This is a genomic window from Streptomyces sp. JLYT201, assembly GCF_059448825.1.
Window position 1 is genome coordinate 8,847,035 of sequence record NZ_CM182551.1, and the last position, 23,761, is coordinate 8,870,795.

At 76.2% G+C, this 23,761-nt stretch carries 3 protein-coding genes; all 3 read right to left on the reverse strand.

The window, feature by feature from the left end; genetic code table 11:
- Positions 1-10 precede the first annotated feature (10 nt).
- Genes AC5WAM_RS37735 through AC5WAM_RS37745 form a run of 3 tightly spaced genes read right to left on the reverse strand, consistent with a single transcriptional unit; the run spans position 11 to position 23,496 of the window.
- A complete protein-coding gene (locus AC5WAM_RS37735; RefSeq protein WP_495520356.1) occupies positions 11-1,006 on the reverse strand; it encodes a 3-oxoacyl-ACP synthase III family protein in 996 nt (331 codons plus the stop codon).
- Between the two features lie 9 nt (positions 1,007-1,015).
- Positions 1,016-8,080, reverse strand: coding sequence for an amino acid adenylation domain-containing protein (locus AC5WAM_RS37740; RefSeq protein ID WP_495520357.1), 7,065 nt, complete (start codon positions 8,078-8,080; stop codon positions 1,016-1,018).
- Positions 8,077-23,496 (reverse strand): amino acid adenylation domain-containing protein, encoded by a 15,420-nt coding sequence (locus AC5WAM_RS37745; protein WP_495520358.1) that lies wholly within the window; start codon positions 23,494-23,496, stop codon positions 8,077-8,079. Before AC5WAM_RS37745 ends, AC5WAM_RS37740 begins: the two co-directional genes overlap by 4 nt.
- Positions 23,497-23,761: the final 265 nt, after the last annotated feature.

Genomic DNA, 23,761 nt, shown 5'->3' on the forward strand with positions numbered 1-23,761 from the left:
GCCCTCTTTCTCACAGGTAGTGGGTCGTGGCGCCGTCGCCGATCTCCACGAGCAGCAGGCTCCACGCGGCGACCGGGCTCGCGCTGAGCAGCACCGCGCGCTGCCCCTCCGCCAGGCCGCCGCGGTCGAGCTCGGTGCGCAGGTTCAGCAGGACGTCGTTCGGGCCGAGGTGCCCGTACCGGCGGAGGTTGTCGAAGCACGTCGTACTGATCTTGATGCCGAGGGCCTCCTCGGTGAACCGGAAGGTGCCTTCGGAGAGGTTGTGGCTCAGGTAGCGGGAGATGTCCCCGGGCACCAGGTTGTTGCGGTCGAGGAGGCGCTGGTGCAGCGCGCGCAGCCGGATGCGGGACTCCACGGCGAGCCGGAACGAGTACTGCGGGATGTCGCGGCACTCCTCGCGCCACCGCGCGGTGGGGCGGTCCCGGTAGTCGACGCGGAACAGGTCCCAGTGGGCGCCGTTGGTCTCCTGGACGACGTCGAGGACGCGCACCGGGCCGCGGCGCGAGATCACCGCGGCGGCGCCGCCGTCGCCGCTGACCGTCACCGGGTGGCGGTAGCGCAGGGGCGTGGGCGGCTTGCTGCCGTGCACGACCAGGACGTGGTCCAGGTCCCCGTCGGCGGCGAGCAGGCCCCGGGCCGTGAGCAGCGCCGGGGTGAGGGAGACGCAGCCGAGGCCGCCCACCGAGAAGGTCAGGGCGCGCTCCGCCCCGAGCAGCGCCTGGAGCCGGGTGGCCGCCGAACTCATCAGCGTGTCGGGGACGCGCGCGTCGATGAGGACGAGCGCGCCCAGTTCCGCCGCGTCGAGCCGCGCCTCCGACAGGGTCTGCCGGGCCGCGCGCACGGCCAGGTCGAACGCGCTGAGCGTCTCGTCCGCGCGGACCTCGTCGATGCCGAGGCGCGCACAGGTCTCGCGCTCGCCGTCGCCGAGTTCCGCGAGCCCCGGCAGCTCCGCGACCGGGACGACCCGGTCGGGGTGGTAGCAGGCGGCCGCCTTGATGGCCGTCACCGGGGGCACTCAGCGGCCCTCGTCGGCGGCGAGCTCGGCGAACGCCTCGACCAGGTGGTCGGCGAAGTCCTCCATGTCGGCGGCGGCGACGGACCCCCGGTGGATCACGCCGAGTTCGAGCGCACCGGCCAGGACGTGGGTCTCCACGACGATCGGCACCTGGGTGAGCAGCGCGTGGGGCACGGTGACCAGGGTCATCGGCCGGGGCCGCACATGGGGCCCGCCCAGTTTGGTCAGGCCGTCGTTGGCGTTGGCCACGTGCTCGACCAGGACCTGCGGTTCGGGCAGCGCGCGGACGCCCGCCACCGCCGGGGTCGCCGGGCTGAGGTGGCGCAGGACGCCGTAGCCGATGCCGTCGTTGGGCACGGAGCGCAGGGCCGTGGCGACGCCCGGCAGGGCATCGGCGACCCGGGCGCCGGCCGCGACGCGCAGATGGGCCGGGAACAGATGCGTGAACCAGCCGACCGAATCGCTCCGGTCGCCGTTCCACAGCGCGTTCGGCGAGCTGCCCATGCCGACGGTGCTCAGGAACGCGTCGGGCTCCCCGCGCCACCGGGACCAGGCCGTGGCGACCGCGGCGAGCGCGGCGCCCTGGCCGGTGGGCCCGCTCTCGGTGAGCCGCGCCGCGACCCGGTCCGGCGCGACCCGGCGGCGCACCAGGCCGGAGGGCGCCCCGTCGGCGCCCTTCTCGGGCACGGGCCGCGCCGCGGCGCCCGCGCTCAAAATGCCCTTCCAGTAAGGGAGTTCACCGGCGACCTCGTCGGAGGCGGCCATGGCGCGCAGCAGATGCGTCCACGCGCGCCAGGCGGCCCGGCGCGGCGCCGCCGGGACGTCGTCCGCGAAGGCGGCGTTGAGGTCCTCGATGAGCGGCACGAACGACGTGGAGTCGAAGACGAAGTGGTGGACCGCGAGGACGATCACGCCGGGCCGGTCGGCGCCCCGGTCGTAGAACCTGGCCCGGAGCACCGGTCCGCGCCCCGGGTCGACGTCCGCGAGCAGCTCGTCCAGGTCGGCCTCCAGATACGCCTGGAGCTGCTCCTCGTCCAGCGGCGGCAGCACCCGGCGGTCGACGATCCGGGCGTCCTCGCGCTCGGCGCACTCGATGCGCCAGCCCAGGCTGTTGTGGAGGAAGCGGTAGCGCAGCGGCTCCTGGACCTCGACGAGGCGGTCGAAGGCCGCGCGCACCGCGTCCGCGCCGATGCCCGCGGCCGTCTCCAGGAGGACGGGCGTGATGAAGTCCCTGGCCCCGTCGGGCGCCGCGGTGAGCAGGGCCTGCACCAGGGGCGCGGGCGGTACCGGCTCGCGCGGTGCGGGCACGGCGGCGGCAGGGCGGGGCGTGGCGCCGGGACCCGCGCCCTTCGCGGCGACCGCGGCGAGGTCGCGCAGCGTCGGATGGCTCAGCACGTCGTGCGGGGTCAGGGGCAGCCCGGCCCGGGTGGCCCGCGCGGCGATGCCCACGCTGAGCAGCGAGTCGCCGCCGATGCGGAAGAAGTTGTCGTCCGGCGCCACCCGCGCGACGCCGAGCAGCTCGGTCCAGATCGTGGCGAGGATCCGCTCGGCCTCGCGTCCGGCGTCGTCGAGGACCGCACCCGGGGTCACCGCCGTGACCACCGCCGTCAGTTCGTTCGTCGTGTCGCGCTCGGACATGTCCCTCTTCCTCATCGTCTGGCGGTCGAGTTTCCCGTTGCCCGTCCTGGGCAGCGCGGCATGGCGCAGGACCCGGCCGGGGACCATGTACTCCGGCAGCGCGCGGGCCGCCCACCGCGTCAGCTCGGCCTCGTCCGGTACGTCGTCGCCCGCGACGTGCGCCACCAGGAGCGGGGCGCCGGAGGGCTGTTCGGCGGCGTGGACGAGCGCTTCGCGCACCCGCGGGTGGGCGAGCAGCGCGCGCTCGACCTCGGCCGGTTCCACGCGGTGGCCGCGCAGTTCGAGCTGGTCGTCGGCGCGGCCGTGGAACTCCAGGGTGCCGTCGGCGCGGACCCGGGCCAGGTCGCCGGTGCGGTACATCCGGGCGCCCGGCTCGTCCGCGTAGGGGTCGGCGACGAACCGGGCCGCGGTCGCGCCCGGCCTGCCGTGGTAGCCGCGGCCGACGTGCGCGCCCCCGGCGTAGACCTCGCCGAGCCCGCCCCGCGGCACGGGCTTGAGCCGGGGGTCCAGGACGTGGACGCGGACGTTGGGCAGGGGCCTGCCGATGTCCGGGACGACGTCCGGGGCGGCCTCGGCGTCGGCCACCCGGCTCGCGGTCACGCAGACGGTACACTCGGTCGGCCCGTAGACGTTGACCAGGCCGAACGGCGCCCGCCGCGGGGGGCGCACCCGCAGCCGGTCGCCGCCCGCGAGCACCAGGCGCAGCGCCGGATCCGGCGCGTCGGGCAGCTCGGCGAGGACCGTCTCGGCGAGCGGCGTCGGCATGCAGGCCATCGTGACGCCGTGCTCGGCCAGTTCCCCCAGGAGCTTGTCCGGGGTCTGGAGCGGGTCCGTGACGAAGTACAGGGACGCGCCGTGGTGCAGGGCCGCCATGACCTCGAACACCGCCAGGTCGAAGCCGGTGGCGGCCAGTTGCGCGAGCCGGTCGCCGGGCCGGGGGCGGGCCTCGTCGGCGTACCACGCCAGGGCGTTGAGCAGCCCGCCGTGCTCGACCTCGCAGCCCTGCGGCAGTCCGGTGGAGCCCGAGGTGTGGACGACGTAGGCCAGATTGCGGACGCCTGCTCGCTGCGGGGGCGCGGCGGCCTCGTCCGGGGCCGGGTCCCCGGCGGCGTCCGTGATCCTGACGAGCGGGACGCCCTCGGTGGCCGGGACGGTCATGCCCTCGCCCAGGACCACGGCGGCGGCGTCCACCCCGGCGAGGACGGACCGCACGCGCCGCGCGGGAACGGCCGGGTCGAGGGAGGCGAAGGCCGCCCCCGCCTTGTGGACGCCGAGCCAGCCGACGACCAGGGCCGCCCCGCGCGCGGCGAGCACCGGGACGGTGCTCTCGGGGCCGACGCCGTGGGCGATGAGCTGCCGGGCCAGGCGGTTCGCGCGCCGGTCGATCTCCTTGAAGGTGTGCTCACCGGCGGCGTCGATCACCGCGACCTCGTCCGGGCGCCGCGCGGCGTGCTCCTGGAAGGCCTCGCTGACCAGGCGTACGTCCGGTAGTGCGCGGCGCTCGCCGACCAGCAGGGAGGGCTCGGCGCGGTCGGAGCCTCCGGGCGCGCCGAGGAGCCGGGAGAGGTCCGCGAGCGGCCGGTCCGGCTCGCTCACCACGGCCTCCGCGATGCCCTGGAAGAGGCCGACCAGACGGTGCGCGGTGGCCGCGTCGAACAGGTCGACCGCGTACTCCAGGTACCCGTCCATGGGGCTGTCGTCCTGGTCGTACAGGCCGAAGGTGAGGTCGAACTTCGAGGTGCCCGGGGCGACTCCGGAGACCCCGGCGAGGTCGCCCCGCAGGGCCACGGGGCGCAGGCCCTCCAGGCCGAGGGTGGCGGCGACGGTGTTCTGGTGGGTGTAGCAGACCGTGAACACCGGGTGCCGTGACGGGTCGCGGTGGTCGGCGTCGGCGACGATCTTCGCGAACGGGATCTCCTCGTGGTCGAGGACCCCGGTGGCGGTGGCCGCGCACCGGCCGACCAGCTCGCGGAAGCCGATCCCCGGGTCGACCTTCGTGCGGAACGGCAGCAGGTTGTTGAAGTAGCCGATCAGGTCGTGCGTCAGGGGGTTGAACCGGCCGGTCGTCGCGGCGCCCACGACCACGTCCCGGTGGCCCGCCCAGACGTGCAGGAGCGCGTCGACCACGGCCAGCATGGTGACGAAGCTCGTCGTGCTCTCACCGACGCTGAACGCCCGCAGCCGCCGGGCGAGGTCCTCGTCGAGCGTGAACGTCACGGAGCCGCCGCGGTACGACTGCCGGGGCGGGCGCGGGCGGTCCAGCGGCAGCTCGGGGGAGTCCAGGTCGCGCAGCTGCCTGCGCCAGTACGTCAGGCCGCGCTCGACGCGCTCCGCGTCGAGCCAGCGCCGCTGCCACGCCGCGAAGTCCGCGTACTGGACGGGCAGTTCGGGCAGGTCGGCCCTGCGTCCGGTGAGCCGGGCGGTGTAGCAGGCCGACAGCTCGCGGAAGAACACCGCGGGGGCCCAGCCGTCGAAGGCGATGTGGTGCACGGTGTGCAGGACCACGTGGTCCCGCTCGGCGGCCTTGACCACCACGGTCCGAAGGAGCGGGCCCCGCCCGAGGTCGAAGGGCGCCGTCGCCTCCGCCGTGATCGCGCGGGCCAGCTCCTCGGTGCGCTCGCCCTCCGGCAGCGCGGTGAGGTCGACGAACTCCACCTGCGGCTCGGGCAGGTCGGCCACGGCGTACGGCTTGCCGTCCTCGTCCGGGAGGCGGGTGCGCAGCACCTCGTGCCGGCCCACGACGTCGCGCAGGGCGCCGCGGAACGCGCCGAGGTCGAAGTCGCCGACGTAGCGCGTGTTGGCGGGGATGTTGTACAGCGGGCTGCCCGGGTTGAGCCGGTCCAGGTACCACAGCTGTTCCTGGTTGAAGGAGAGCGGGAGGCGGCCGGGGCGCGGCAGCGGGGTGATCGTCCAGTCGTCGCTGCCGGAACCCGCCGCGCGCACGGCGTCGATGCGTGCGGCGAGGGCGCGCAGGGTGGGGTTGCGGTGCAGGTCGGCGAAGGTCAGCCGGGCGCCGAAGCGCTCCTCGGCGGTCCGCAGCACGGTGATGCCCGCGATGGACGTGCCGCCGAGCTCGAAGTAGTTGGAGTCGGGGCCGACCCCGTCGGCCTTGAGGACGTGCGTCCACAGGGCGGCCAACGCGGCCTCGGTGTCGCCCGGTTCGGCCTGCCGCCCGGGCGCCGGTGCCGGGGCGTGGGCGGGCGCCGGCGCGCGATCCTGCGGCGGACCGCCCGGCGGCAGGCACCAGCAGGACACCGCGTCGGCGTCGAACGGGTAGGTCGGCGCCTCGATGCGGCGGATCCGGGTCCCGGCGTAGTACGCGTTCCAGTCGATGTCCGCGCCGAGTGCGTAGAGCCTGCCGAGCGCGGCGAGCACGCCCTCCCGCGTGGGGTCGGCGTAGAGGCGGACGACGGGCAGCTCGGGGGCGACCCGGGCGAGTTCCCGCGCCAGGGTGCCGTCCGCGGCCAGCTCGACCACCACGGCGCCCTCGTCGGCGAGGCCGCGGGCCGCGCGCCGCAGCCCGGCCTCGTCGACCTGGCTCGTGATCGGCGTGTCCGTCGCCTTCTGCCGGGCCTCGTCCGCCGTCGCCGGGCTCTGCACGCACCGTACGGCGAGATTGCCGACGCCGGAGCCGACCAGGCGCGCCCCGGCCAGGCCGAGGGCGCCCGCGAGGCGGTGGGCCGCGAGCTGCCGGGCGAACAGGCGGGCCCCGGGGGAGCCGTCGTCCGCGCCGGTGCCGGTGTCGGCGAGCCGGGGGAAGGCCGCGCCCAGGGCCGCCCAGGTGGCGTCGCCGAGTTCCGCGTCGCCGGAGAAGAGCAGGACCAGGGGGGCCGCCGGGGACGGCTCCCGCTCGGCGTGGCGGGCCGAGCGCAGCGCGGCGGCCAGTTCGCGGCGGTCGCGTGCGGTGCCCGCCCAGCGGTACGGGTGGTCGTCGCGGCCCCGGTTCAGGGCGTGGGCGATGTCGGGCAGCCGGTGCCCGGTGCCGTCGAGGAAGTCGGCGACGCGCCGCGCGTAGGCGGCGAGCGCCCGGGGGGACTTCGCGGAGAGGGTGACCAGCTCGGTGCCCGGCTCCGGCGCGGCGGGCGCCCCGGGCACGGGCGGCGGCTCCTCGACGACGGCGTGCACGTTGGTGCCCGTCAGGCCGAAGGAGCTGACGCCCGCCCGGCGCGGCGAGCCCGGCGCGGGCTCCCAGGCCTTCACCCCGGTGTCGACGCGGACCGGGCCGCTGAAGTCGATCAGCGGGTTGGGCGTGCTGAAGTTCGGGTTCGGGTACCGCGTGCCGTGCCGGAGCCCCGCGAGGACCTTGAGGAGCCCGGCGACTCCCGCGGCGTGGTTGATGTGGCCGATGTTGCCCTTGATGCTGCTGATCCCACAGGGCTCGCCGCCCCCGGGCCCGCTTCCGTGCCCGCCCCCGGTTCCGCCACCGGCTCCGGCGCCGCCGTCGACTCCGGCCTCGGCGAAGGCCTGTCGCAGCCCCTCGGCCTCGATGACGTCGCCGAGCCGGGTGCCCGAGCCGTGGCACTCCACGTAGTCGGGCGGCGCCCCGCCCGCCTGCCGCCAGGCCTCGACGATCGCGTCGGACTGGCCGCGGGCGCTGGGCGCGCTCATGCTCGTGGCGCGGAAGCCGTTCTGGTTGACGGCGACGCCGCGCACCACGGCGTGGACGTGGTCGCCGTCGGCGAGCGCGTCGGAGAGGCGCTTGAGCACGACGAGCCCGCCGCCCTCGCCCGCGGTGGAGCCGTCCGCGGCGGCGTCGAAGGGACGGCACACCCCGTCGGCGGACACGATGCCGAGCATCGGCACGTAGTCGCGCTCGCGGATCAGCACCGGGTACAGGCTGACCCCGCCCGCGACCGCCAGGTCCGCCCGCCCCTCGCGCAGCTGGTCCACGGCGAGGGCGAGCGCGGTCAGGCTGCTGCTGCACGCGGTGTCCACGACGAGCGCGGGCCCGGCGAAGTCGAAGAGGTAGGAGATCCGCGCGGCTGTGGCCGACGGGTGCGAGCCGAGGAGCTGCTGCGGGTCGTCGTCCGGGTACAGGCCCGCGTAGTGCGGCTCCGGCGCGCTGAGGACGACCGCGGTCCGCGAGCCCTTCAGATCGCCGGGCGCGTAGCAGGCGTTCTCGATCGCCTGGTGGGCGAGCTGGGCGGTCACGCGCTGGTGCGGGTCCATCAACTCGGCCTCGCGCAGCGACAGATCGAAGAACCGGTGGTCGAAGAGGTCGATCCGGTCCAGATAGGCCAGCGGGAGGTAGGAGTCGTCTGCGGCCGCGCCCGCGTAGTGGACCCGGTCCCGGCCCGGCGCCCGGACGCTGACCCGGCCCTCGACGAGGTTGTGGTGCAGGGCGTCCAGGCCGTCGGCGTCGGGCAGGGCGAGGGCCACGCCGATGACCGCCACGGCCTCCGGGCCGGGCGGGCTCGGATGCGTCATAGCTCGTACCTCGTTTCGTCGGAGGGTTCGCCGAGGGGGCGGCCGTCGACCAGGCGGGCCATCGCCTCGACCGTGGTGTGCTCGAACAGCGCGCTCAACGGCACCGCGCGCGGGCCGAGTCCGGCCAGGCGGCGGCTCAGCGCGAGGAGGGACAGGGAGGTCCCGCCCGCCTCGAAGAACTTCTCGTGCACGCCGACCTCGTCCCGGTCGAGCAGCTGCGCCCAGATCGCGGCGACCGCCCGCTCGGTGGCCGTGCGCGGCCGCACCGGGGCGGCCCCGGGGTCCGGCGGTTCGGGCAGGGCACGGCGGTCCACCTTGCCGTGCGGGGTGAGCGGGAGGGCGTCGAGCGTGCCGAACACGGCAGGCACCAGGTACGGCGGCAGCCGCCGGGCCAGGTGGTCCCGCAGCCCCTCGACGCCGAGCGCCGCGCCAGCCGTACCACCCGCGCCAGCCGTGTCACCCGCGCCCAGGGCCGCCGGAACCACGTGCGCCACCAGCCGCTTCCCGCCGCCCCCGGGGCTCTCCCGGGCGACCACGACGGCCGCGCCCACCCCCGGATGCGTCATGAGGGCCGCCTCCACCTCGGCGGGCTCGACGCGGTGGCCGCGGATCTGGACCTGGTCGTCGGCGCGGCCGCGGAAGAGGAGTTCGCCGTCCCGCGTGCACACCACCACGTCCCCGGTCCGGTACATGCGCTCGCCGGGCCCGCCGAACGGGCAGGCCACGAACCGCTCCGCGGTGAGGGCGGGGCGGTGCACATAGCCGCGTGCCAGGCCGGAGCCCGCGAGGTACAGCTCGCCCTCGACGCCTCTCGGCACGGGGCGCAGCAGGTCGTCGAGGACGTACACGCGCGTGTTGTCCATGGGCCGTCCGATGGGGACCGCGGGGCCGAGCCGGTCGGCGGCGGTGACGCGGCGGCGGGTGGCGAACACCGTGGCCTCCGTCGGCCCGTACGCGTTGACGACGACGGTCTGCGGACACGCGCGCAGCAGCCGCGCCACCGTCTCCGGGGGCACCGCCTCGCCGCCGGCCCACACCTCGCGCAGTCCGGCGAGGGCGTCCGGGCGGGCGTCGGTGAGCAGGGGCAGGAGCCCCGGGGTGATCAGGAGCGCGGTCACCCGCCGCTCGGTGAGCAGCGTCGCGTACGCGTCGACGTCCAGCCTGCCGGGCGGGGCGAGGACGACGGTGCCGCCGCCCAGGAGCGGCACCCACAGCTCGTAGACGGACATGTCGAACGTCGGCGTGTTGTGCAGCAGCACCCGCTCGTGGGCGCCGCCCGGCCAGATCCGGTCCGCCGCCATGTCCACCACGCCGCGGTGGCTGATCCCGGAGCCCTTGGGCGCGCCCGTGGACCCGGAGGTGTAGATGACGTAGGCGAGCCGGTCCGGCAGCCCGCGGTCAGGCAGTTCGTCGTCCCGTTCGTCCGCCAGGGCCGCGAGCGTGTCGGGAGCGTCGACGACGAGGCGCGGCCACGGCCCGTCGGGCAGGCCGGCCGCCACGTCGCGCGTGCTCACGAGGAGCGCCGGGCGGGCGTCGCGCAGCAGCCACTCCAGACGCTCCGGCGGATGGTCGTGCGCGAGCGGTACGTACGCGCCCCCGGCCTTCAGGACGGCCAGCACCGTCACCACGTACTCCGGCGACCTCGGCACGGCGACGGCCACGGCCGCGTCCGGGCGCACGCCGCGCCGCACCAGGACACGGGCGAGGCGGTTGGCGCGCGCGTTCAGTTCCCGATAGGTCAGGGAGCCGTCGTCGTGCACCACCGCGACGGCGTCCGGCGCGGCGGCGACCCGCTGCTCGAAGAGCGCGGGCACCGTCACCGGCGGGGTCGCCGCGGCGGTGTCGTTCAGGTCGCGCAGCAGCTCCCGCTCGGCGGACGTCAGCGCGTCCAGGGCGTCGAGGCGCACCCGGGGGTCCGCCGCCAGCCGGCCCACGAGGCGGGTGAACCGGTCGGCCAGCTCCTCGGCGGTGCTCCGGTCGAACAGATCGGTGGCGTACTCGACCAGCCCGCAGAGGCCATGCCCGGCCTGCCGGTCGCCCGGCGACGGCTCGTCCACCTGGAAGAGCAGGTCGAACTTGGCGGTCCCCGTCACGACCGGCTCGGGGGTGGTCTTCAGCTCGGCGAGTTCGAGGTCGCCCATGCCCCGCTGCCAGGAGAACATCACCTGGAACAGCGGGTGGTGGGCGGTGGAGCGCTCGGGGTTGAGGGCCTCGACGAGCCGCTCGAAGGGCACGTCCTGGTGGTCGTACGCGGACACGGCCTTGTCCCGCACCTGCCGCACGACGTCGGCGAACGTCGGGTCGCCGGACAGATCGGCCCGCAGCACCCAGGTGTTGACGAAGAACCCCACCAGCTCCGCCAGGCCTTCGTCCGTGCGCCCGGCGATGGAGGAGCCCACGGCCAGATCGTCGCCGCCGCCCAGCAGGTGCAGCAGGACGGCCAGGCCGGACTGGAGCACCATCGGCACGGTCGCCCCGTGCGTCCGGGCCACGTCCTCCAGCGCGGAGCGCACCTCGGGAGCGAGCCGGAAGGCGACGGTGTCGCCCCGGTGACCGGCCACCGGCGGCCGCGGCCGGTCGACGGGAAGCCGCAGCGGCTGCCTCATGCCGTGCAACGCGTGGCGCCAGTAGGCGAGTTGGTTCGACATGAGGCTGTCGGGGTCGTCCTCGTCGCCGAGGAGGTGGCGCTGCCACAGGGTGTAGTCCGCGTACTGCACGGGGAGTTCGGGCCACCCGGGTGCGTCGCCGCGGCGGCGGGCGGCGTAGGCGGTGGCCAGGTCGCGGGTGAGGGGGCGCATGGACTCGCCGTCGGCGGCGATGTGGTGCAGGAGCAGGACCAGCACGTGCTCGTCCGGGGCGCAGCGCAGCACGCTGGCCCGTACCGGGAGCTCCGCCGACAGGTCGAAGGCGCGGCCCACTTCCGCGGACACCGTCGCGGTCACGTCCTCCGGCACGACCTCCCGTACGGGTACGTCGAGTGCGACGTCGGCGCCTGGCACGACGACCTGTTCCGCGAGGCCCCGGTCGTCGGTGACGTACAGCGTGCGCAGGCTCTCGTGCCGCACGACCACGTCCCGCACCGCTGCCGCCAGGGCGGGCACGTCCAGGTCCCCGCGGAGCCGGACCACGAGCGGCAGATGGTACGTCGGCAGGGGCTCAAGGGCGTCGAGGAACCGCAGGCGGTGCTGGGCGAACGACAGGGGCACGCGGGCGGGGCGCGGGTCGGCCCGGCGTAGCGCGGGGCGGGACGAGCGCGCCGCCGCGCCCACGCGCTCCGCGAGGCCCGCCACGGTCGCCGACTCGAACACCGCCCGGATCGGCACGTCCACGCCGAGGGACGCGCGCATCCGGTTGGCCAGGCGGGTGGCGAGCAGGGAGTGCCCGCCGAGGTCGAAGAAGCTGTCGTCGATGCCCACGGGCGCGGCCCCGACGTTCTCCGGCCCGAGCACCTCGGCGAACAGCGCGCACAGCACCTGCTCCCGGGGCGTGCGCGGCGCGCGGTAGGCCGTGCCGCGGGCGGACTCGGGGCGGGGCAGCGCCGTGCGGTCCAGCTTGCCGTGCGGGGACAGGGGGAGCCGGTCGAGGACGACGAAGGCGGCGGGGACCATGAAGTCGGGCAGCAGCCCGGCGAGGAACGCGCGCAGCCCGGCGGGCGGCGGCCCCTCGCCCCCGTCGGCGGGGACGACGTAGGCGACCAGGCGGCGTGCCGCGGCGGCGCCCTGGTCGACCACGGCCGCCCGGCCCACCCGGGGGTGGGTGGCGAGGGCGGCCTCGATCTCGCCCGGTTCGACGCGGTGGCCGCGGATCTTGACCTGGTCGTCGGCGCGCCCCGCGTACTCCAGCTCGTCCCGGTCGTTGAAGCGGGCCAGGTCGCCCGTGCGGTACATGCGGGTGCCCGGAGCGCCGAACGGGTCGGCGACGAACCGCTCGGCGGTGCGGGCGGGGCGCCGGTGGTAGCCCCGGCCGACGCCCGCGCCCGCCAGGTACAGCTCGCCGGTGGCGCCGGGGGCGACCGGTGTCAGGCCGGGGCCCAGGACGTAGGCGCGCACGTTGGCCAGCGGGCGGCCGACCGGCACCGCCCGGGCGTAGTCGCGGCCGGGTTCCAGGACGTGGGAGGTGGCGTAGAACGCCTCGCTGGGGCCGTAGCCGTTGACGATCCGGATCCGGGGCCAGCGGGCGCGGACGCGGGCGACCAGGGCGGGGGGCAGCGCCTCGCCGCCGAGCGCGAGCGTCGCGGGGCGGACGCGGTCGCCGATCCGGTCGACGAGCTCCGCGAAGGCCGACGGCACGGAGCTGATGACGTCGACGTCCCAGCTGTCGCGCTCGGCGAGGGCGAGCACGTCGCGGACGATCTCGACGCAGCCGCCGTGGGTGAGGGTGCAGAAGATCTCGAAGGCGGCCATGTCGAAGCCGATGGAGGTGCCGGTCAGCATCCGCCCGCCGGCCACGCCGACCTGCTCGGCCAGGCGGGCGAAGGGGTTGACGAGGTGGGCGTGGGCGAGGGCCACGCCCTTGGGCCGCCCCGTCGAGCCGGACGTGGCGATGACGTACGCCAGGTGCTCGGGGCGCGGGCGGCGCGGCATCCCGGGCCCGCCGCCGGGCGGTGCGGGGCTGTCGACGCCGGTGTCGTGGAGGAGGACGGTACGGGTGTCGGTCGCGGGCAGCCCGCCGGCCGTGGCGGCGTCGGTGAGGATCAGCTCCGGGCCCACGTCGGTGAGGATGTGGCCGAGGCGGGTGCCGGGGTGCCCGGGGTCGAGCGGCAGATACGCGCCGCCCGCCTTGAGGATGCCCAGCATGCCGGTGACCAGGTCCGCGCCGCGCGGCAGCGCGAGCGCCACGACTGTCTCCGGGCCCACGCCGAGTCCGGCGAGGGCCCGCGCGAGCCGGTCGGCGCGGGCGTCGAGCTCGGCGTACGTGCGGGACACCGCGCCGCAGACCACCGCGCACGCGTCGGGCCGCAGCCGCGCCTGCTCCTCGAAGAGGTCGACGACGGTCCGCTCCGGCACCCCGACGGCCGTGTCGTTGAGCGTGTGCAGCAGCCGCTCCCGCTCCGCCGCCGTCAGCACCTCCAGGCGGCCGACCAACGCGTCGGGTCGTGCGGCCAGTTGGGCCAGCACGTGCCGGAAGCGGTCCGCGAGGTCTCGGGCCGCGTCGTGGCCGACCACGTTCCGCTGGTGCTGGAGCGTCAGCCGCAGCTGCGGGTCGGCGGCGGCCAGCACGGTCAGCGGGTAGTGCGAGCCGGACAGCGGGCGGATGCCGGTGACCTCGATGCCCGCCGCCGCGTTCGCCTCGCCGAAGCCGACCCGGTCCACGGGGTACGACTCGAAGGCGAGGAGGGTGTCGAAGAGGACGCTCGTGCCGGTGGCCCGGTGGATCTCGGTGAGGCCGCAGTGGTGGTGGTCGAGCAGCGCCGCCTGCCGGTCCTGGAGGCCCGTGAGGACCTCGGCGACGCTGTCGGCGGGCCCGCACCGCACCCGTACCGGCAGCGTGTTGATGAACATCCCGGCCATCGCGTCGGCGCCGGGCACCGCGCCGGGGCGGCCGGACACCGTCGCGCCGAACACGACGTCGTCCCGGCCCGTCAGACCGCCGACCAGCAGCGCCCAGGCGCCCTGCACCACGGTGTTCAGGGTGACGCCCAGGTCGGCCGCGCGGGCCGCGAGGTCCCGCGCGAGGTCCACGGGGACGGGCACTTCGACCTGCCCGAACCCTGCGGGCCGCGCCGGGTGCGGCGGGGCCCCGGCCCCGTGTGCGGCGACCGGCGCGAGCAGCGTCGGCTCCGTCACTCCCGCGAGCTCCTCGGCCCACGCCCGGGTTGCCGCCTCCCGGTCCTGCCCGGCCAGCCACGTCAGGAAGTCCTGGTACCGGGGCGCGGGCGGCAGCGCGGAGGTGTCGCCCCCCGCACCGTAGAGCCGCAGCAGGTCCTGGGTGAGGATCGGCAACGACCAGCCGTCGAACAGCAGGTGGTGCGCGGTCAGCACCAGCTCGAACCGCTCCGGGGCGAGCCGGACCAACGCCATCCGCAGCAGCGGGGGCACCGCCACGTCGAAGGGCTCCCGCACGTCGTCGGCCAGCAGCGCGTCGAGGACCGCGCCCTGCCCGGCCCGCGCCGCGTCGCCGTCCCCCGCCAGGTCCAGCTCGCGCCACGGCAGCTCCACCGCGTCCACCACGACCTGTACGGCGTCCCCGTCGGCCCCCGCGACGAAGGCGGTCCGCAGGGGCGCGTGCCGGTCGAGGAGCGCCTGCCCGGCGGCCCGCATCCGGGCGGCATCGACGGGCCCGCGCAGATGCAGGACGAACTGCACGTGGTACGCGTCCGGCTCGCCGTCGGCGTACAGCGTGTGGAACAGCAGGCCCGACTGGAGCGGGGTGAGCGGCCACACCTCTGCGAGCCCCGGATACCGGCGCTCCCAGGCCTCGATGTCGCGCTGGCGCACCCGCACCAGCGGCACGTCCGAGGGCGTGAGCCCGCCCGCGTCGGGCCCTGCGGCGTGCCGGGCGAGACCGTCGAGGGCGGCGGCCCACAGCTCGGCGAGCTCCCGCACCCGGGCGCGGGACACCGCGCCCGTGGCGTACTCGAACTCCGCGTCGAGGCACGGGCCGTGCGGGGTCTCGACGACCATCGAGTTGATCTGCACCGCGGCGAGCGCGGGCATGTCGCCGCCCGTCTCGGCGGTCGGCTCGCCCAGGCCCGCGACCTGGGTGAAGCCGCGGCCGCGCAGCCGCTCCGGCATGTCGGCGGGGGAGAACCGGCCCAGGTAGTTGAAGCCGATCTGCCCGGTGCCGTGCGGGGCGAGCACGGCGGCGGTGCGGGGGTTCAGCTCGCGCAGGAGCCCGTAGCCGATGCCGCCGTCGGGCACGGCGAGGAGCTGCTCCTTGACGGCCTTGACCGCACCGCCCGCCGCGGCCCCGCCCGCGAAGGCCTCGTCGACGTCGCAGCCGGACACGTCGAGGCGGACGGGGAACAGGCTGGTGAACCAGCCGACCGTGCGCGACAGATCGGCGCCGGGGACCGCCGCCTCCTCGCGCCCGTGGCCCTCAAGGGCCAGCAGGAGCGACCGCTCGTCGACGCCTCGTGCCCGGCGAAGGCGGGCGACCGCGAGGGCGAGGCCCGCGAGCAGCCCGTCGTTGATCCCGCAGCGGAAGGCCGCGGGCAACGTGGTCAGGAGTGCTCCGGTGACCCCGGCGGGCAGCCGCAGGCGCACCGTGTCCACCGTGGACCGCACGTCCACGGCGGGGTCGAACCGCCGGGTGCCGAGGGCCGGATCGGGGCCCTCCACCACGGCCAGCCAGCGGGGCAGTTCGGCCGCCCGGCGGTCGCTGCCCGCCTCCGCGACGAGGGCGTGCGCCCACCGCCGGAACGACGTGCCCACCCCGGGCAGCGCGGGCGTCCGGCCCGCGCGCACGTCCGCCCAGGCCGCCGCGAGGTCCGGCAGCAGGACGCGCCACGACACGCCGTCCATCACCAGGTGGTGCAGCACGACGAGGAGCCGCCCCGCGCCCGCCGCCGGGCCCGGGTCGAACCACACGAACCGCGCCATCGCCCCGGCCGCCGGATCGAGGAGGTCCGCCGCCGCGGCCCGCTCCGCCGCGACCGCGCGCCGCCACCGGGCGTCGTCCGCCGCGCCCCCGGGCCCGGCACGGTCCACGCGGCGCAGCAGCGCGCCGGTGTCCACCGAGCCCGGCGGTCCGACCAGCAGGCCCGCGCCCGCGTCGCCGTCGGCCACCAGGCGCGAGCGCAGCACGTCGTGACGGTCGACGACCGCGTTCAGGGTGGCGACGAGCCCGGCCCGGTCGATGCCCTCGGGCAGGTCGAGGAGGACCGCCATGGCGAACCGTTCGATGCCGCCGCCGCGCCTGCGGACGTACCGCGCGATGGGCGGCAGCGGCAGGAACCCCGTGCCGCCGCCGTCGAGTTCGGCGAGCCCCGCGCGGGGCCGTGGCCCCGCGTCGGCGTGGGGGCCGACGGGCGCGAGCCGGGCGAGAGCGGCCACCGTCCGGTGCTGGAAGATCTGGCGCGGGGTGACCTCCACGCCGTGCGCCCGGGCGCGGGAGACCACCTGGATCGAGCGGATGCTGTCCCCGCCAACGGCGAAGAAGTCGTCGTCGACGCCGACCCGGCCCAGGCCGAGCACGTCGGCGTACACGTCCGCGAGCACCTGCTCGCGCCGGGAGCGGGGCGCCCGGTACGCGCCGGTGGTGAACTCCGGCTCGGGCAGCGCCGCCCGGTCCAGCTTGCCGTGCGGCGTCAGCGGCAGCCGGTCGAGGAGGACGTACGCCGCCGGGGCCATGAACTCCGGCAGCAGGTCCGCCACGAACCGGCGCAGTTCCGCCGTGGTCACGCCGACGTGGAAGTCGATGTCCCCGACGCCCGCGATGCCGCCCTCGCCGACCCGGACGACGTACGCCGTGAGCCGTGCGCCGCCGCCCGTCCCGGCCCGGGCGACCACGACGGCCTGCGCCACGCCGGGGTGCGCGGTCAGCGCGGCCTCGACCTCGCCCGGCTCGATCCGGAACCCGCGCACCTTCACCTGGGCGTCGGTGCGGCCCTGGTAGACGAGACGGCCCTCGGGAGTCCACGCCACGCGGTCCCCGGTGCGGTACATGCGTGCGCCGGGCCCGTCGAACGGGCAGGCCACGAAGCGCTCCGCGGTCAGGGCGGGACGGCCCGGATAGCCGCGGGCGAGGCGGTCGCCCGCGATGTACAGCTCGCCCGGCACACCCGCGGGGACCGGGCGGAGAGCCGCGTCCAGGACGTACAGACGGGTGTGGTCGAGCGGCCGTCCGATGGGGACGACGGCCCCGATGCCGGCGGCCTCGCGCATCGGGTGCGCCGACGCGGCCATGGTGGCCTCCGTCGGCCCGTAGGCGTCGACGACCGTGGTGCCCGGGCAGGCGGCCAGGACCCGCCGGACGGCGTCCGGGGGCACCACGTCACCGCCCGCCCACACCTCGCGCACGCCCGCGAACGCCTCGGGCTGCTCCTCGGCCACCAGCCGGAAGAGACCCGCCGTCACCAGGAGCCCGGTCACCCGGTGCTCGGCGATCACCGCGGCGAGGGCCGCCGGGTCGAGGGACCCGTCGGGGGCCACCACGATCGTGCCGCCGTTCAGGAGCGGCACCCACAGCTCGTACGTGGCGGCGTCGAAGGCCTGCGTCGAGTGCATCAGGACGCGCTCGTGACCGGTGCCCGCGTACGCGCGGTCGAGGGCGAGGCGCACCACGCCCCGATGGGTGATGCCGACGCCCTTCGGGGTGCCGGTGGAGCCGGAGGTGTGCATCACATAGACGAGGTGTTGCGGCGACAGCGCGACCCTGCCGGGGCCGGCGTGCCCGTCCGGATACGTCAACTCCTCCAGGAACAGCACCCCTTCGGCTTCGGGGGGCAGGGCGTGCCGGGTCGCCGCGTCGGTGAGGACGAGCCGCGGGTCCGCGTCCGCGAGGACCTGGCCGAGGCGGGCGCTCGCGTGCCCGGGGTCGACGGGCACGTAGCCCGCCCCGGCCTGCACGACCCCCAGGAGCGCCACGACGAGCTCCGCCGAGCGCGGCAGCGCGACCGCCACCAGGGCGTCGGGGCCGACCCCGCGCCGCACCAGCTCGCGGGCGATCCGGCCGGCCCGCGCGTCCAGCTCCCGGTACGTCAGCGAGGTCGCGCCGCACACCACCGCGACGGCATCCGGCGCGGCGGCGACCCGCTGCGCGAAGAGCGCGGGGACCGTGAGGTCGGGCGTGCTCACGTCCGTGTCGTTGAACGCGCGCAGCAGCCGCTCCCGCTCCCCGGGGACCAGCGCGTCCACGGAGCCGAGCCGCGCCCCCGGATCGACCGCCAACCGCCGTACGACCTGCGTGAAGCGCGCCGCCAGCGCCTCGGCGGTGCTCCGGTCGAACAGGTCGGTGGCGTACTCCAGACCGCCCACGACCCCGCGCCCAGGGGTGTCGGCGAGCGCGAACACGAGGTCGAACTTCGCGGTCCGGGTGGGAACCAGCTCGAAGGCCGACCGCAGCCCCGGCACCTCGAAGGCCTCGTGGTCCGTCGTGCGCCAGCCGAACATCACCTGGAACAGCGGGTGGTGGGCGGTGGAGCGCTCGGGGTTGAGGGCCTCGACGAGCCGCTCGAAGGGCACGTCCTGGTGGTCGTACGCGGCCACGGCCTTGTCCCGCACCTGCCGCACCACCTCGGCGAACGTCGGGTCGCCCGACAGGTCCGCCCGCAGCACCCAGGTGTTGACGAGGAACCCGACCAGCTCCCCGAGCCCCTCGTCGGTCCGCCCCGCGATCGGCACTCCGAGGGTCAGGTCGTCGCCGCCGCCCATCAGGTGCAGCAGCACGACGAGGGCGGACTGGAGCACCATCGGCACGGTGGCGCCCTGCGCCCGCGCCACGTCCTCGACGGCGGCCAGGACGTCGGGGGCCAGGGCGAACGCGACGGTGTCGCCCCGGTGACCGGCCACCGGCGGCCGCGGCCGGTCGACGGGAAGCCGCAGCGGCTGCGGGACGCCCGCCAACTCCGCCCGCCAGTAGGCGAGCTGGGTCGAGAGCAGGCTTTCGGGGTCGTCCTCGTCGCCGAGGAGGTGGCGCTGCCACAGGGTGTAGTCCGCGTACTGCACGGGGAGTTCGGGCCACCCGGGTGCGTCGCCCCGGCGCCGGGCGGCGTAGGCGGTGGCCAGGTCGCGGGAGAGCGGCCCCATGGACTCGCCGTCGGCGGCGATGTGGTGCAGCAGCAGGACCAGCACGTGCGCGTCCGGGGCGCGGCGCAGCAGGCTCGCCCGCACCGGGAGCTCCGCCGCCAGGTCGAAGCGGTACGCGACCTCCTCCGCCACGGCCGCGTCCACCGCCTCCGGCGCGACGTCCCGTACGGGTACGTCGAGTGCGACCTCGGCCCCGGGCACGACGACCTGCGCCGCGACGCCCCGGTCGTCCGTGACGAACAGCGTGCGCAGGCTCTCGTGCCGCACCACCACGTCCCGCACCGCCGCCGCCAGGGCGGGCACGTCCAGGTCCCCGTTCAGGGGCAGGACGTACGACAGGTTGTACGTCGCCGACGGGCCTTCGTAGCGGTGCAGGAACCACAGGCGGTGCTGGGCGAACGACAGCGGAACCCGGGCGGGGCGCGCGTCGGCCCGGCGCAGGGCCGGGCGGGACGAGCGCGCCGCCGCGCCCACGCGCTCCGCGAGGCCCGCCACGGTCGCCGACTCGAACACCGCCCGGATCGGCAGGTCCACGCCCAGGGCGGCCCGCACCCGGTTGACCAGGCGGGTGGCGAGCAGGGAGTGCCCGCCGAGGTCGAAGAAGCTGTCGTCGACGCCCACGTGCCCGACGCCGAGGACCTCGCAGAACAGCGCGCACAGGGCCCGCTCCCGCGTGGTGCGCGGCGCCCGCCCCCGCGCCGCGCCGCCGCCGGGCTCCGGCGCGGGCAGCGCGCGCCGGTCCAGCTTCCCGTTGGGGCTCAGCGGCACGGCGGCCAGGGGCACGACCACCGACGGCACCATGTACGCGGGCAGCCGCTCGGCCACGAAGGCCCGCAGCTCCCCGGAGGCAGGACCGGCGGTGCCCACCGCCGGCACCACATAGGCCACGAGGCGCCGGTCGCCGTCCCGCTCGTCGGCGACGACCACCGCCCGCGCCACGCCCGGGTGCTCGCTCAACGCGGCCTGCACCTCGCCGGGTTCGACGCGGAAGCCACGGATCTGGACCTGGTCGTCGGCCCGCCCGTGGAAGACGAGCTGGCCGTCGTGGCGCCGGGTGACCACGTCCCCGGTGCGGTACATGCGGCGGCCGGGCACGCCGTACGGACAGGCGACGAAGCGTCCCGACGTCAGTCCCGGGCGGCCGAGATAGCCGCGGGCCAGGGAGTCGCCCGCCACGTACAGCTCGCCCGCCACGCCCGGGGGCACGGGGCGCAGCGCGTCGTCCAGGACGTACAGCTCGGTGCGGGCGACGGGGCGGCCGATGGGCGGGGTGCGGCCGTCGGGGACGAGCGGGTCGCTGAAGGTCACGATGGCCGTGGTCTCGGTCGGACCGTAGGCGTTGACCAGGTCCCGGCCCTCGGCCCACGCGGTCACCAGCTCGGGCGTCGCCGCGTCGCCGCCGACCGCCAGGGAGGTGACGGTGGGCAGCGATCCCGCCGGGAGCGCGCCGAGCACGGCGGGCGGCAGGAAGACGTGCGTGACGCGCCGCGCGGCGATCGTCCCGGCCAGCGGGGTGCCGGGCGCCAGCCCGTCCTGCGGGGCGAGGACCAGCGTGGCGTCCGTGAGCAGCGCCATGCACACCTCGTACACCGAGACGTCGAAGCTCGGCGACGCGAACTGCAGCACCCGCGCGGCGGCCGAGAGCCCGAGCCGCCGCCGCTGCGACGCGACGAGCGCGGCCACGCCGGAGTGCGTGACGACCACGCCCTTCGGCCGCCCCGTCGAGCCCGACGTGTAGATGACATACGCGGTGCGGGCGACGGACAGCGGCCCGCCGCGCTCGTCGTCGGTGACCGGCCGGTCGTCGAGCCGCGCCACGGATGCGACGGCCTCCGGATCGTCCAGGCGCAGGACGGGCGCGGCCCCTTCGGGAAGGCGTCGCGCGGTCGCGCCGTCCGCCACGACGAGCAGCGCGCCGGAGTCCGCCAGCAGATAGGCGATCCGGTCCGGGGGGTACGCGGCGTCCACGGGCAGATAGGTCCCGCCCGCCGTGAGCACGGCGAGCAGCGTCACCACCAGGTCGGGTGAGCGCGGCAGCGCCACCGCCACCACCGTCTCCGCCGTCACACCGCGCCGGAGCAGCTCGCGCGCGAGGCGGTTGGCGCGCGCTGCCAGCTCCGCGTACGTCAGCGACTCGGTGCCGTACTCCAGCGTCACCGCGTCGGGGGTGGCGGCGGCGCGCCGCGCGAAGAGCCCGGGGACCGTGTCCGCCGCGACCGGGGGAGCGGTGTCGTCGGGCCCGGCCAGCAGGTCCGCGCGCTCGGCGGGCGTGAGCAGGTCGAGTCGGGCGACGGCGGTGGCGGGGTCGGCGGCGATCTGCCGGAGCACGCGCGCGAGACGGTCGGCGACGGCCCGCGCGGTGCCGCCGCCGACGAGGGGGCGCCGGTACTGGAGCGCCAGGCGCAGGCGCGGCTCGGTGGCGACGGTCACCGTCAGCGGATAGTGGGTCCCGGCGCACGCGCGGACACCGGTGACCGCGAAACCGCCGCCGTCGTTGCCGTCGTTGCCGTCCTTGATGTCCCGGCCGCCGCGCTCCACGGTGTACGGCTCGGACGTCACCAGGGTGTCGAACAGCAGGCTCGTGCCGGTGGCCCGGTGGATGTCGGCGAGGCCGCAGGTGTGGCCGGGGAGCGTCTCCTGTCGCTCTTCGAGGCCGCGCAGCACGTCCGCCACGGTGTCCGTGGGCGCGAGGCGCACCCGCACCGGCAGGGTGTTGACGAACAGCCCGGCCATCGCGGTCGCTCCGGGCACCGCGTCGGGCCGCCCGGGGACGGTCGTGCCGAAGACGACGTCCCGCCGCCCGGTCAGGCCGCTCAGGAGCAGCGCCCAGGCGCCCCGCACGAGGGTGTCCACGGTGACGCCCAGCTCGTCGGCGCGCAGGGCCAGGGCCCGCACGGTCGTGCCGGTGAGGGCGACTTCGGCCTCGGCGGTGCCTTCGGCGCCCGGGGTTTCCGGGGGACGCGCGGCTTCTGGGGCGCTCACGGCTCCTTCGACCGCGAGCTCGCCCGCCCGGGCTTCCCCCGCCACGCCTCCCGCACCGCCCGGCCCGGGAGCACCCGTACCGCCAGTTCCGGGAGCACTCGCCCCCACGACCGGCGCCAGCAGCGTCGGCTCCGTCACCCCGGCGAGCTCCTCGGCCCACACCCGCGCGGCGGCGTCCCGGTCCTGCTCGGACAACCACAGCAGGAAATCCCGGTATTCGGGCCCTCGCGGCACCGCGGAGCCGTCCCCGCCCGCCTCGTAAAGCCGTTGGACGTCCCTGACCAGATGCGGCAGGGAAAGCCCGTCGAAAAGGACATGATGAGCCGTCAGAACCAGCTCGTACCGCTCTTCTCCGGTCCGCGCCAACGCCATGCGCAGCAAAGGCGGAACGCGCACGTCGAAAGGTGCCTGCGATTCCTCGGCCAATAACGCGGCAAAGGGCCTGCCAGCAGGCGAACCCGTGCTGCTTTCGCGTAAGTCCACGGCACGCCAGGGCAGTCGCACTCCCTCCACCACGACTTGTACGGGGTCCCCGTCGGAACCTGCCACGAAAGCCACGCGCAGATTCGCGTGCCGGTCGAGCAGGGCCTGTCCGGCCGCCCGCATCCGCTCGCTTTCCACCCGTCCCCGCAGCCCGATGACGAACTGCATCCGATAGGCGTCCTGGGAGGAGTCGCCGAGCTGCGCGTGGAAGAGGAGCCCCGACTGCACGGGGGTGAGCGGCCACACCTCCGCGAGCCCCGGATACCGCCGCTCCCACGGGTCGAGGTCCCCCGGATCCACCGGCGCCAGGCACACGCCCACCGCCGTGACGCGCCGCCGGGGCCCGGCCGCGACCTGGCGCACGACCCGCACGAACTGCCGCGCGAGCGCCACCGCCGCCTCCCGGTCGCTCCGGGCGGTGTCGTACGGGAGCACGCCGACCAGCCCGCTCCCGCCGGGGCCGTGGAGGGGGTGGTGCAGCGCGAGCGGAAGGGCCGCACCGCCGTCGGCCGCCGCCTCCCGGTCGCGCAGCCGCCGTGCCAGGACGGCGAACGGCGGGTCGTCCTGCCACAGGTCCGCGGGGAGCGCCGGGGCCTCGGTGACGCGCCATACGAGCTCCGCCGGGCCCTCCCCTGGAAGCGCGGATTCCGAAGGGTCCCCAGATCCAGCGGGTTCCCCGGCCCCGGCGGGTTCCCCGGACTCGTCGGGCTCCGCGGACCCGGCGGGCTCCCCGGGCCCGCTGTGGCACCCCGCGACCGGCAGGCCCAGGCCCAGCACCGGGCCCGAGCCGTCGCCGAGCCGCCGCAGCAGCACCGCGAACGCCGCCCGCAGCAGCACGGGAGCCGTGACGTCGCACGCGCGGGCCGCGGCCTCGGCCGCGCGCAGCAGGTCGTGGTCGAGGCGGAACTCCACCGTGGCGACGGCGGTGCGCGACGGCCCCTCCGGCTCGGCCGCGACAGGCCGCCCGGACGCCGTGCCGCCCCGCCGCCGGGCGGCGTACGCGGCCTCCAGATCCCGTACGAGCGGGGCGAGCCGCCCGTCGCCGCGCGGCGGCACGGCAAGGGTGACCACGTGGCCGTCGGCCACGCGCCGGACCGTGCCGGTACCCCCGGCGGCCGTGACGTCCCGGACCGCCGACGCCAGTGCCTCCGCGTCCGGTTCGCCGTGCAGGCGCAGCTCAAGGGTCCGCCCGTGGCGGGCCCGGCCGTCGCCGCGCCGCTCCGTGAACCACGTCCCGCCCCGCACCGAAAACAAAGGGATCACTTGCGTCCGCTCCTGTTCGTCGCATGCCGGACCGGCCCCGCTGGATCCGATCCGCCCCGCTGCTGATGCGCGAATTCCTGCAACGTGCCGTGATTTCCACCTGCTCCAGGAGTGAAGGAGCGGCAACTCACCTATACCGGCAATGGTTTTGCTTACCCCGGCGGTTCTCGGTCGATTCCGGAGAGGCGCCCCGCAAGGCCTTGGCGCACGCTCGGGGAGATGAAGAAGAGGCAGTGCAATCGCTGTGACCCCTGTGCTGCGTGAG